The sequence below is a fragment of the Streptomyces sp. NPDC057474 genome (assembly GCF_042802555.1).
GTDB lineage: Bacteria > Actinomycetota > Actinomycetes > Streptomycetales > Streptomycetaceae > Streptomyces.
The window spans coordinates 1-12,089 of the sequence record NZ_JBHVDX010000268.1 but is presented as its reverse complement, the minus strand read 5'-3'; the positions used below and the strand labels follow the sequence as shown (position 1 = coordinate 12,089).

Sequence of the window (12,089 nt, the reverse complement as noted above, 5' to 3'; positions counted from 1 at the left end):
CCCCAAAGGGCGCGGGGCCTGTATCGATATGCGGCTCCGCCGCGTGGGCGTGACCAGCCGCGACGCTCCGGCACGTACCCGCGCCCCGAAGACGCCCTGCCTACTTCGCCTACTCCGTCCCCTACTTCGTCTACTTCGTCGACTCGACCGCGTGCCCCCCGAACTGATTCCGCAGCGCGGCGATCATCTTCATCTGCGGGGAGTCGTCCTGACGCGAAGCGAACCGCGTGAACAACGACGCGGTGATCGCCGGCAGCGGCACCGAGTGGTCGATGGCGGCCTCGACCGTCCACCGCCCCTCACCGGAGTCCTCGGCGTAGCCGCGCAGCTTCTCCAGGTGCTCGTCCTGGTCGAGCGCGTTGACGGCGAGGTCCAGCAGCCAGGAGCGGATGACGGTCCCCTCCTGCCAGGAGCGGAACACCTCGCGGACGTCCGTCACCGAGTCGACCTTCTCCAACAGCTCCCAGCCCTCGGCGTACGCCTGCATCATCGCGTACTCGATGCCGTTGTGGACCATCTTGGAGAAGTGCCCGGCACCGACCTTGCCGGCGTGGACGTAGCCGTACGGCCCCTCCGGCTTGAGCGCCTCGAAGATCGGCTGGAGCCGCTCGACGTGCTCCTTGTCGCCGCCGACCATCAGGGCGTAGCCGTTCTCCAGCCCCCACACGCCCCCGGAGACACCCGCGTCGACGAAGCCGATACCCTTCGCGCCCAGCTCGGCCGCGTGCTTCTCGTCGTCCGTCCAGCGGGAGTTGCCGCCGTCGACGACAGTGTCGCCGGGCGACAGCAGCTCCGCCAGCTCGTCGACGACGGACTGGGTGGCCCCACCGGCGGGCACCATCACCCAGACCGTGCGCGGGCCGTCGAGGCGCTCGACCAGTTCGGCCAGGCTGCCCACGTCGGAGACGTCGGGGTTGCGGTCGTAGCCCACGACGGTGTGGCCGGCGCGGCGGATCCGCTCGCGCATGTTGCCGCCCATCTTGCCGAGACCGATCAGACCGAGCTGCATGTCAGTTCACTTCTCCCTGGGTGTCACTAACGTTTCGAACTGTCTTGTCGTCGGTGTTGTCGCCGCCGCGCAGGGCGATGGCGTACATCTCGTCGGCGTCGAGGCGCCGCAGTTCCTCGGCGATCAGCTCCGAGGTGGCGCGGACCTTCAGCGCGAGGGTGCGGGACGGCTGGCCCGGCAGGGTGAGTGTGGCGAGCGGGCCCTCGGGGCGGTCGATGACAATCTCGCCCTTCGCGGTGCCGAGGCGCACCCCCGTCACGACCGGACCAGCCGTCAGCACACGCTCGACCGACACGCCCAGACGGGCCTCCAGCCAGCGGGCGAGCAGTTCGGCGCTCGGGTTGTCGGCCTCGCTCTCCACGGCGGCCGAGGTGATGGTCTCCTTGGCCTGGTCGAGGGCGGCCGCCAGCATGGAACGCCACGGCGTCAGCCGGGTCCACGCGAGGTCGGTGTCGCCGGGGGTGTAGGAGGCGCCCCGCTGCTCCAGGGCGGCGAGCGGGGTCTCCACCGCGTACATGTCGGTGATCCGGCGCTGCGAGAGGGCGCCCAGCGGGTCCTTCGCCGGGTTCTCCGGAGCGTCCACCGGCCACCACACCACCACCGGCGCGTCCGGCAACAGCAGCGGCAGCACCACGGAGTCGGCGTGGTCGGACACCTCGCCGTACGTCCGCAGCACGACCGTCTCACCGGTGCCCGCGTCGGCGCCGACCCGCACCTCCGCGTCCAGGTGCGACTTGGTGCGGTCCTTCGGGGTGCGGGCGTGCCGCTTGATGACGACCAGGGTGCGCGAGGGGTGCTCGTGCGAGGCCTCCTCGGCCGCCTTGATCGAGTCGTACGCGTTCTCCTCGTCCGTCACGATCACCATCGTGAGGACCATGCCCACGGCGGGCGTGCCGATGGCCCGGCGGCCCTTCACCAGGGCCTTGTTGATCTTGCTTGCCGTGGTGTCAGTCAGGTCGAATTTCATGGCCTGCGCCAGCTCCGTCCGTCTCGTGCGAGCATCTCGTCCGCTTCCTCGGGGCCCCAACTGCCCGAGGCGTACTGCGCCGGCCTGCCGTGTTCGGCCCAGTACTCCTCGATCGGGTCGAGGATCTTCCAGGACTCCTCCACCTCCTGATGGCGGGGGAAGAGATTGGCGTCGCCGAGCAGCACATCCAGGATCAGCCGTTCGTACGCCTCCGGGCTGGACTCGGTGAACGACTCGCCGTACGCGAAGTCCATGGTGACGTCCCGGATCTCCATCGAGGTACCCGGCACCTTGGAACCGAAGCGCACGGTCATCCCCTCGTCCGGTTGCACCCGGATGACGATCGCGTTCTGCCCCAGCTCCTCGGTGGCCGTGGAGTCGAACGGGGAGTGCGGGGCGCGCTGGAAGACGACCGCGATCTCCGTCACGCGGCGGCCGAGCCGCTTGCCCGTCCGCAGGTAGAAGGGGACTCCCGCCCAACGGCGGTTGTCGATGCCCAGCTTGACCGCCGCGTACGTGTCCGTCGTCGAGGACCGGTCGATGCCGTCCTCCTCCAGATAGCCGGGCACCTGCTCGCCGCCCTGCCAGCCGGCCGCGTACTGGCCGCGCACGGTGTGCCGGCCCAGGTCCTCCGGCAGCCGTACGGCCTTGAGCGCCTTCAGCTTCTCGGTCAGCAGCGACTCGGCGTCGAACGAGGCCGGTTCCTCCATCGCGGTCAGGGCCAGCAGTTGGAGGAGGTGGTTCTGGATGACGTCACGGGCCGATCCGATGCCGTCGTAGTACCCGGCGCGGCCTCCGATGCCGATGTCCTCGGCCATCGTGATCTGCACGTGGTCGACGTAACTCCGGTTCCAGATGGGCTCGTACATCTGGTTGGCGAAGCGGAGCGCCAGGATGTTCTGGACGGTCTCCTTGCCCAGGTAGTGGTCGATGCGGAAGACCTGTTCGGGGTCGAACACGTCGTGCAGGACCGCGTTCAGGTCGCGGGCGCTGGCCAGGTCGTGGCCGAACGGCTTCTCGATGACCGCGCGCCGCCAGGAGCCGTCGGGCGGACTGGCGAGGCCGTGCTTCTTGAGCTGCTTGACGACCTTCGGGAAGAACTTCGGCGGCACGGAGAGATAGAACGCGAAGTTGCCGCCCGTGCCCCGGGAGCTGTCCAGCTCCTCGACGGCCTCGCGGAGCCGCTTGAACGCCTCGTCGTCGCCGAAGTCGCCCGGGATGAACCGCATCCCCTCGGCGAGCTGCTGCCAGACCTCCTCACGGAACTCGGTGCGGGCGTGCTCGCGCACCGCGTCGTGCACGATCTGCGCGAAGTCCTCGTCCTCCCAGTCCCGGCGCGCGAACCCCACCAGCGAGAAACCCGGCGGCAGCAGGCCTCGGTTGGCCAGGTCGTACACGGCCGGCATCAGCTTCTTGCGGGACAGGTCACCGGTCACCCCGAAGATGACGAGCCCGGACGGGCCCGCGATCCGGGGGAGCCGGCGGTCGTCCGCGTCCCGGAGCGGGTTGAGCCACTCGGCGGTCATTCCCCATCAACTCCCTTGCTGTTCAAGGACTTCGCCACCACGTCCAGCAGGTCCTGCCACGCCGCCTCGAACTTGGCGACGCCTTCGTTCTCCAGCAGATTCACGACCTCCTCGTACGAGACACCGAGCGCCTCCACGGCCGCGAGGTCGGCGCGGGCCTGTGCATAGCCGCCGCTCACCGTGTTCCCGTGGATGACGCCACGGTCCGCGACGGCGTCGAGCGTGGCCTGCGGCATCGTGTTGACGGTGCCGGGCGCGACCAGCTCGTCCACGTACAGGGTGTCCTTGTACGCCGAATCCTTCACGCCGGTCGAGGCCCACAGCGGGCGCTGCTTGTTGGCGCGGGCCCCGGCGAGGGCGGTCCAGCGTCCGCCGGGGTGGGTCGTATCGCCGGCCTCGCCGAACACCTCTTCGTATGCCTCGTAGGCGAGCCGCGCGTTGGCGAGCGCGGCGCGGCCCTTGAGGGCGAGCGCCTCGGCCGTGCCGAGCAGGGTCAGCCGCTTGTCGATCTCGGTGTCGACGCGGGAGACGAAGAAGGAGGCGACGGAGTGGATGGCGGACACGTCGAGGCCCGCGGCCTGCGCCTTCTCCAGGCCCGCCAGATAGGCGTGCATCACCTCGAAGTGGCGCTCCAGCGAGAAGATCAGCGTCACGTTGACGCTGATGCCGAGGCCGATGACCTCGGTGATCGCCGGGAGACCGGCCTTCGTCGCCGGGATCTTGATCATGACGTTCGGGCGGTCGACGAGCCAGGCGAGCTGCTTGGCCTCGGCGACGGTCGCCGCGGTGTCGTGGGCCAGCCGGGGGTCGACCTCGATGGAGACCCGGCCGTCCCGCCCCGCTGTCGCGTCGTACACCGGGCGCAGGACGTCGGCGGCGGCACGGACGTCGGCGGTCGTCATCATCCGTACGGCCTCGTCGACCGTCACCCCGCGCACGGCGAGGTCGGCGAGCTGGTCCTCGTAGCCCTCTCCCGAGCCGATGGCGGCCTGGAAGATGGACGGGTTGGTGGTCACGCCGACGACGTGCCGCTTCTCGATGAGCTTCGCGAGGTTGCCGGAGGTGACGCGCTCGCGGGAGAGGTCGTCGAGCCAGACGGAGACGCCCTCGTCGGAGAGGTGCTTCAGGGGTTCCGAGGCGGTGGTCGCCACGGTCGCTTCGGTGGTCACAATGATCATCTTCCTTCAGGCGCTCGCATCAACCGTGGACGGCAGTGAGTCGAGTCGTTGATCAAGCACAGCCCTCGCGGCGGTGACGACGTTCTCGGGGGTGAAGCCGTACTCGGCGAACAGGGTCTTCGCGTCGGCGGAGGCGCCGAAGTGTTCGAGGGAGACGATGCGGCCGTGGTCACCGACGTAGCGGTACCAGGTCAGACCGATCCCCGCCTCGACCGCCACGCGGGCCTTCACGGACGGCGGCAGCACGTTCTCGCGGTATTCGCGCGGCTGTTCCTCGAACCACTCCACCGACGGCATCGACACCACCCGCGTCCCGACCCCCTCGGCCTCCAGCCGCTCCCGCGCGGCGACGGCCAGCTGCACCTCGGAACCCGTGGCGATCAGGATCACGTCCGGCGTCCCGGTCGAGGACTCCAGCAGGACATAACCACCCTTCACGGCCTCGGGGTTGAGCCCGTACGTCGGCACGCCCTGGCGGGTGAGCGCCAGCCCGTGCGGGGCCGGGTTCGTGGCGTGCCGCTTCAGGATCTCGGCCCAGACGACGGCCGTCTCGTTGGCGTCGGCCGGGCGGACGATGTTCAGGCCGGGGATGGCCCGCAGGGAGGCCAGGTGTTCGACCGGCTGATGTGTCGGGCCGTCCTCTCCGAGACCGATCGAGTCGTGGGTCCAGACGTACGTCACCGGGAGCTGCATCAGCGCGGAGAGGCGGACGGCGTTGCGCATGTAGTCGGAGAACACGAGGAACGTGCCGCCGTAGACACGGGTGTTGCCGTGCAGCGCGATGCCGTTCATCTCGGCGGCCATGGAGTGTTCACGGATGCCGAAATGGATGGTGCGACCGTACGGGTCGGCCTCCGGGAGCGGGTTGCCCGCCGGGAGGAACGAGCTGGCCTTGTCGATGGTCGTGTTGTTCGAACCGGCGAGGTCGGCCGAGCCGCCCCACAGCTCGGGTATCACCGCGCCCAGCGACTGAAGCACCTTGCCGGACGCGGCCCGGGTCGCCACCGACGTGCCCTCCTCGAAGACGGGCAGCGCCTGCTCCCAGCCCTCGGGCAGCCGGCCCGCGACCACCCGGTCGAAGAGCCTGGCCCGTTCGGGGGAGGCGGCGCGCCACTCGGCGATCCGCCTGTCCCAGGCGGCGTGCGCCTCGGCGCCCCGGTCGAGGGCCCGGCGGGTGTGGGCGAGGACGTCGTCCGCGACGTCGAAGGTCTTGTTCGCGTCGAAGCCGAGGACCCGCTTGGTGGCCGCGACCTCGTCCTCGCCGAGCGCCGAGCCGTGCGAGGCCTCGGTGTTCTGGGCACCCGGGGCCGGCCAGGCGATGATCGTGCGCATGGCGATGATCGAGGGGCGCCCGGTCTCCTCCCGCGCGGCCAGCAGCGCGTCGTACAGGGCGTGCACGTCGACGTTGCCGTTGAAGGCGGGATCGATCCGCTGCACATGCCAGCCGTACGCCTCGTACCGCTTCAGTACGTCCTCGGAGAACGCGGTGGCGGTGTCGCCCTCGATGGAGATGTGGTTGTCGTCGTACAGGAAGACGAGGTTGCCCAGCTTCTGATGGCCCGCCAGCGACGAGGCCTCGGCGGAGATGCCCTCCTCCAGGTCGCCGTCGGAGACGATCGTCCAGACGGTGTGGTCGAACGGGGACGCCCCCTCGGGAGCGTCCGGGTCGAACAGGCCGCGCTCGTAGCGGGCGGCCATCGCCATGCCGACGGCGTTGGCGGCGCCCTGGCCCAGCGGACCGGTGGTGGTCTCGACGCCCGCCGTGTGCCCGTACTCGGGGTGGCCCGGCGTCTTCGACCCGTGCGTCCGGAACGCCTTCAGATCGTCCAGCTCCAGCTCGTAACCGGCGAGGAAGAGCTGGGTGTAGAGGGTCAGGGAGGTGTGGCCGGGGGAGAGGACGAAGCGGTCGCGGCCGGTCCACTCGGGGTCGGCGGGATCGTGACGCATCACCTTCTGAAAGAGCGTGTACGCGGCGGGTGCGAGGCTCATCGCCGTTCCCGGGTGCCCGTTGCCGACCTTCTGCACGGCGTCGGCGGCCAGCAGACGGGCGGTGTCGACGGCGCGCCGGTCGAGTTCTGTCCAGTTCATCTTCAAGAAGTCCTCGATAGAGACGGCGGAACTGCTCTGACGTCTTCAAAAGTAAAAGTCTGACTTTTGTTCGGGAAGGTGGTGGTGTGCCAGCCTTCGGTGAAACTGGGACACCGACGACGCGGCGGCGAGGACATGACGCACAGAGACTTCCCGGACGGCGACCGGATCAAGACCTTCCCGTTCCCCGTCGACCGCAGCCTCTCCGGTGTCGGTATGCAGGTCCGCCCGATGGAGGACCGTGGGCCCTGGCATGCGGACATACCCCAGGAAGGGGTCCACCGCATCGACTTCCATGTGGTGATGCTGTTCGACGGCGGCCCGGTGCGCCACATGATCGACTTCACCGGGTACGAGGTGGGCGCGGGAGACCTGTTGTGGATCCGTCCGGGGCAGGTGCATCGTTTCTCACGCGGGACCGAGTACCGCGGGAGCGTCCTCACCATGCAACCGGGCTTCCTGCCCCGCGCGACCGTCGAGGCGACCGGCCTCTACCGCTACGACCTGCCGCCGCTGCTGCGCCCTGACAGCGCCCAACTGGCGGGCCTGCGCGACTCGTTGGCCCAGCTCGAACGCGAGTACGTGGACACCGCTACGTTGCCGCTCAGTCTCCACACCGCCGTACTGCGGCACTCCCTGACGGCCTTCCTGCTGCGCCTCGCCCATCTCGCCGCCGGCTCGGCCGAGGCGGAGCGACGGCCCGACGACACCACCTTCACCCGCTTCCGGGACGCCGTCGAGCGGGGCTTCGCCGACAACCACAGCGTCAGCGCGTACGCCGACGCCCTCGGCTACTCCCGCCGCACCCTCGTCCGCGCGGTCCGCGCCGCGACCGGCGAGACGCCCAAGGGCTTCATCGACAAGCGGGTCGTCCTGGAGGCGAAACGGCTGCTGGCCCACACGGACCTGCCGATCGGCCGCGTCGGCGTGGCCGTCGGCTTCCCCGATTCGGCGAACTTCTCCAAGTTCTTCCATCTGCACACCGGGACGACGCCGGTGGCGTTCCGGGCGGAGATGCGGTGACCCTTCCGGGGTGAACGCGCACGACCGGCGCGAATGTGCCTGAGGGGCCCCGCGCGCGTGCGCGAAGCCCCTCGGGACGGTGCCGACCTGCCGCTCAGCGACCGAAGTTGAACCAGTTCACGTTCACGAAGTCCTGCGACTGACCGCTCGTGAAGGTCAGATAGACGTCATGGGTGCCGGTGACCCCGCTGATGTTCGCGGGCACCGTCCGCCAGGACTGCCAGCCGCCGGTGTTGGCGATCGAGAAGCTGCCGACCGGGGTGCTCGTACGGCTGTCGAGTCTGACCTCGACCAGGCCGCTCACACCGGGGTTGGCGCCGGAGGCCACCCGGGCGACGAACTGCGTGGCGGCCGTGGAACCGAAGTTGACGTTCTGGAACAGCGCCCAGTCGCCGCCCGCGAGCGAGCCGATGTTCTGGCCGCCGCCGGTGTCGGTCGTGGTCTCGGTGAGGGTGCCGCTCTGGCTGTTGTACGACTCGGCCTGGATGGCGCTGTACGCGTCACGGGTGCCCGTCGGCGGCGGTGTGGTGGTGCCCCCGCTCGCCGACAGCACCTGCACATAGTCGACGACCATCGGGACACCGGACCGGGTGTCGCCGTCCAGGCCGCCCCCGAACGCGTCCGGGAAGGCGCCGCCCATCGCCACGTTCAGGATGATGAAGAACCCGTGGTTGGTGGCGTTGCTCCAGGTCGTCGCGTCGACCTGGTTCGCGGTGACCGTGTGGAAGGTGCCGCCGTCGACGGAGAACCGGATGGCCTCCGGGGTCACCGAGCGGTCCCACTCCATGGTGTAGGTGTGGAAGCCGGACTGGCAGGTCGTGCCCGGGCACGTGGTGGAGTTACCGATGCCGGTCGTCTCGTTGCACGGGCCGCCGGGGTTGGTGCCGCAGTGGATCGTGGCCCAGACCTGATTGCGGCCCTGCACGTTCTCCATGATGTCCAGCTCGCCGACGCTCGGCCAGTTCTGGTAGTTGCCCCGGTAGGGGGCGCCCAGCATCCAGAACGCCGGCCAGTAGCCCTCGGCGGCCGTCCCGGTGACGTTCGGCATCTGGAGCCGGGACTCGACCCGCAGCTTGCCGCCGGCCGGGGGCTGGAAGTCGGTGCGGTTGGTCTCGATCCGCCCCGAGGTCCACCTGCCCGCCGAGTCGCGCAGCGGGGTGATGCGGAGGTTGCCGTTGCCGTCGAGCGAGACGTTGTTGGTGCTGTTCGTCATCGTCTCGACCTCACCGGTGCCCCAGTTGGCGGGGCCGCCGGGGTAGGAGGTCCCGGTCGCGTACTGCCAGTTGGAGGTGTTGACGCCCGTGCCGGCGGTGCCGTTGAAGTCGTCGACGAAGACCTGGGTCCAGCCGGCGGGCGGTGTGGGGGCGGCTCCCTGCGCGGTCGTCGCCCAGGCCGTGGCCAGCGCCAACGCGCCGGCCATGGCGAGGAACGCGCGCCTGAGCGGGCGACGACGTCTGATGGGTATGCCGGAGGTTTCACTCATAGCGGCCTCTTCGGGTGTACGGAGTGAAATGCGCGGGTGGGGGGAGCGCTCCGTGGAGTCCCGTCCTGAGAGCGCTCTCAGAGAAGAGCGTGCGGTCAATGTGCGCTCCGGCGCTGCGGTCGTCAAGAGTTAAAGCGGAGAAAGTCCTTGCGGGAGGGGCGAGTTCACCCTGTGAAGATCGGCCGTTCTCGGGCGGTAACCCGTCAAGGGGCGAGATGACGGCCGGTCAGCCCCCGGTGGTGGGCTTCAGTCTCCGGCTGCGGACGCGGACGGCCGGGCCTTCGGCTCGTCCGGGTTCACCGAGAACGCCGTGTCCCCGGCCACCGCCACGACCGCGTCGTCCACGAGCAGCACTCTGGGCGGGGCCTCCGCCGCGATGTCCCCGGGGTCGTCGAGCGCGTCCGTACGCCACAACTCGCCGCCCGTGTCGCCGTCCAGGGCCAGCAGCCGGCCGAACCGGTTGGCGAAGTAGATCTCGTCACGGGCCGCCGACACCGCCGGGGCGGACAGGTTCTCCATGTCGGTGGCCCGTTCCCACAGCTCCTTGCCGCTGGTCGCCGACACTGCGGTGACCGACCCGTTGGTCCGCACGAAGTACACGACCCCGTCCACCAGCGTCGCCGAGCCGCGCAGCGCCCGCTCCAGCGGGATCCGGGTGGCCTTCCCGGTGTCCGGGTCGACCCGCAGGAACGCGTTGTACGGCCGCTCGTATCCGGCCTGGTACACCTCTTCGGTGGTCTCCGCCTTGAGGAACAGCGGCTGTCCGTCGACGGCGCCCAGGGCGAGCGACTTCTTGGGCAGCGGGGTGAGTTCCCGCCGTGTGCCGTCGTCCGGATCGAGCCCTACGAGCGTGAACGGGCTGGTGTCGAGGAACTCGCGGCCCTTCCAGCACAGTTCGTACGGGTCGTCGCCGAGCACCGAGGGAACGCAGCTCACCTCGCCGGGCACGGACGTCCGCCACAGCTCGTCGCCCGCCGTGGAGTAGGCGACCAGCTCCTGGTGGTCGGGCGCGAGGGCGAGGATGCCGCCGTCGTAGAGATGGGGCCCGTCGCTGGCGCTGATGGACCGGGCCCACCGCTCCTTCCCGGTCCGGGTGTCCAGGGCCACCAGGCGCCGGTTGGTGGTGTCGGGTTCCGCGTAGGCGTAGACCAGGCCGTCCCGCACACCGATGGGGTGCGAGGTCTGGGGCAGGGTGCCGTACCGCCAGCCCATCCCGCCGGTCGCGGCGTCCACCTTCGCGACGACGAAGCCCGTACCGCCGCAGTACAGGTCAGTTCCGTCCGTCAGACACCCCGGTTCCTTGTAGCCGGTCGCGACGTACTCGGCGGGGAAGCCCTCGTCGTTCCGCAGCGGCGTACGCCACGGCTGCCAGCCCTCGGGGAGGGAGGCGGAACGGTATTCGACGGCGGTGCCGGACGACGTCGCGCTGTCCTCGGCCCTCGCGTACACGAGCAGCGCGGCGCTCAACGCGGCGACGGTGACGGCGGCGCCGAGGCCGACGAGGATCAACTGCCGTTTGGCGCGGCGCTTCGTGCGGCGTCCGTATGCCGGTCGGTCGTTCGCCGTCCTGTCGTCCGCCCGTCCGGCGTCTGTTCGCCCGTGGTCCGTCGGCCGGTCGTTCGTCGGCCGGTCGAGTGGCCCGGACGCCGGCTCGGCGACAGGCCGGCCGGCCTCGGATGAGGTCGGCAACTCCAGGAACAGGCGGTGCAGTTCGGCGAGCTCAGGTCGGGTTTCCGGGTCCTTGTCCAGGCATCGTTCGGCGATGCTCCGCAACGGCTCGGGCACCGCGTCCAGCTTCGGTGCCTCGAACATGACCTGGTAGCCCGCCAGATAGGGGCTCTCCGCCTTGAACGGGCTGTGCCCGCTGGCCGCGTACACCAGCAGGGACCCGAGGGAGAAAACGTCCGACGAGGCGGTGACGTCCCTCGGCGAGCGCAGCTGCTCCGGCGACATGAACGGCGGCGTGCCGATCACCCGGCCGGTCACGGTGAGCGGCAGGTTGTCGACGGCGCGCGAGATGCCGAAGTCGATGACACGTGGGCCGTCCTCGGCCATGAGGACGTTCGCCGGCTTCAGGTCCCGGTGCACGACACCCGCCCGGTGGATGTCCCGCAGCGCCTCGACGAGCCCCAGCGCGAGACCCCGGATCCGGGCCCCGCCCAGCGGACCCTCCTCGCGCACCAGATCGGAGAGGGTCGGCCCCGGCACGTACGACGTCGCCATCCAGGGCCGGCCGGCCTCCGGGTCGGCGTCCACCACGGGGGTGGTGAACGCCCCGCTCACCCGGCGCGCCGCCGCGACCTCCTGCCGGAACCGGGACCGGAACTCCTCGTCGTCGCAGTACTGGGCGTGCACCAGCTTGATCGCGACCAGCCGCCCCGACGCGGACCGGGCGAGGTAGACGACGCCCATGCCACCCGCGCCGAGCCGGTTCTCCAGGGCGTACCCGCCTATGACGGTGGGATCGTCGTCCCTCAGCGGCATTTCCCACCACGCTCTTGTCGTACGACAGCTGCGGCGGATCAGCCTAGGGGATGCGGGAGCAGGCGCCCGACCGGGGGCGCCGGAGAGCGGTGCGAGGCCGTGGCGCTGATCGGTGCCGCGGTGCCAGGGCCACCTCGACGAGGACGACGAGGGCACCGGCGAATGACGCTGCGTGAGGCGCGTATGGGGCGTGATCAATGAGCAGCGCAGCGTGCCGGGGCGGGTGCCCGTCTGGGGTACGGGGCCCGGCGATCTGCGGCTGCGCCGTGTGGACGCGAGTGACCGGAAGCGATGCCGCAGGCAGGCGGCGGCCGGGGCCGAGGGCCCCGGC

General features: G+C 70.2%; 8 protein-coding genes. 1 reads left to right on the top strand and 7 read right to left on the bottom strand.

The window, feature by feature from the left end; genetic code table 11:
• Positions 1-130: 130 nt before the first annotated feature.
• From gnd to tkt, 5 genes are read right to left on the bottom strand one after another with little or no spacing between them, the layout of a single operon-like run.
• Positions 131-1,009 carry a phosphogluconate dehydrogenase (NAD(+)-dependent, decarboxylating) gene (gene gnd, locus ACFU53_RS41975; RefSeq protein ID WP_384005002.1) on the bottom strand — a complete coding sequence of 293 codons (879 nt, stop codon included), beginning with the start codon at positions 1,007-1,009 and terminating at the stop codon, positions 131-133.
• Position 1,010: 1 nt separating this feature from the next.
• Positions 1,011-1,976: a glucose-6-phosphate dehydrogenase assembly protein OpcA gene (gene opcA / locus ACFU53_RS41970; RefSeq protein WP_384005000.1), complete on the bottom strand. Its 966-nt coding sequence runs from the start codon at positions 1,974-1,976 to the stop codon at positions 1,011-1,013.
• Entirely contained in the window at positions 1,973-3,502 is a 1,530-nt protein-coding gene (zwf, locus tag ACFU53_RS41965) for a glucose-6-phosphate dehydrogenase (protein ID WP_384004998.1), read from the bottom strand. The genes opcA and zwf overlap by 4 nt, the downstream gene beginning before the upstream one ends.
• The gene (gene tal, locus ACFU53_RS41960; RefSeq protein WP_384004996.1) at positions 3,499-4,680 is read right to left on the bottom strand and encodes a transaldolase; all 1,182 of its coding nucleotides are present in this window, start codon (positions 4,678-4,680) and stop codon (positions 3,499-3,501) included. The genes zwf and tal overlap by 4 nt, the downstream gene beginning before the upstream one ends.
• A 6-nt stretch (positions 4,681-4,686) precedes the next feature.
• Positions 4,687-6,768, bottom strand: coding sequence for a transketolase (tkt, locus tag ACFU53_RS41955; RefSeq protein ID WP_384004994.1), 2,082 nt, complete (start codon positions 6,766-6,768; stop codon positions 4,687-4,689).
• Between the two features lie 135 nt (positions 6,769-6,903).
• On the opposite strand from tkt, the gene ACFU53_RS41950 reads away from it, so the two are divergent.
• Positions 6,904-7,791, top strand: a complete 888-nt coding sequence (locus ACFU53_RS41950) for a helix-turn-helix domain-containing protein (protein ID WP_384004993.1) — start codon at positions 6,904-6,906, stop codon at positions 7,789-7,791.
• A gap of 94 nt (positions 7,792-7,885) precedes the next feature.
• Here the strand turns inward: ACFU53_RS41950 and ACFU53_RS41945 are convergent, their stop codons facing one another.
• Positions 7,886-9,274, bottom strand: a complete 1,389-nt coding sequence (locus ACFU53_RS41945) for a glycoside hydrolase family 16 protein (protein WP_384004991.1) — start codon at positions 9,272-9,274, stop codon at positions 7,886-7,888.
• A 246-nt stretch (positions 9,275-9,520) separates the two neighbouring features.
• Positions 9,521-11,758 (bottom strand): PQQ-binding-like beta-propeller repeat protein, encoded by a 2,238-nt coding sequence (locus ACFU53_RS41940; RefSeq protein WP_384004989.1) that lies wholly within the window; start codon positions 11,756-11,758, stop codon positions 9,521-9,523.
• Between the last annotated feature and the right edge of the window lie 331 nt (positions 11,759-12,089).

What these genes read in the sequence shown, in the direction of transcription:
- gnd (WP_384005002.1), bottom strand. Translation starts at nt 1,009, where the DNA reads ATGCAGCTCGGTCTGATCGGTCTCGGCAAGATGGGCGGCAACATGCGC.
- opcA (WP_384005000.1), bottom strand. Translation starts at nt 1,976, where the DNA reads ATGAAATTCGACCTGACTGACACCACGGCAAGCAAGATCAACAAGGCC.
- zwf (WP_384004998.1), bottom strand. Translation starts at nt 3,502, where the DNA reads ATGACCGCCGAGTGGCTCAACCCGCTCCGGGACGCGGACGACCGCCGG.
- tal (WP_384004996.1), bottom strand. Translation starts at nt 4,680, where the DNA reads ATGATCATTGTGACCACCGAAGCGACCGTGGCGACCACCGCCTCGGAA.
- tkt (WP_384004994.1), bottom strand. Translation starts at nt 6,768, where the DNA reads ATGAACTGGACAGAACTCGACCGGCGCGCCGTCGACACCGCCCGTCTG.
- ACFU53_RS41950 (WP_384004993.1), top strand. Translation starts at nt 6,904, where the DNA reads ATGACGCACAGAGACTTCCCGGACGGCGACCGGATCAAGACCTTCCCG.
- ACFU53_RS41945 (WP_384004991.1), bottom strand. Translation starts at nt 9,274, where the DNA reads ATGAGTGAAACCTCCGGCATACCCATCAGACGTCGTCGCCCGCTCAGG.
- ACFU53_RS41940 (WP_384004989.1), bottom strand. Translation starts at nt 11,758, where the DNA reads ATGCCGCTGAGGGACGACGATCCCACCGTCATAGGCGGGTACGCCCTG.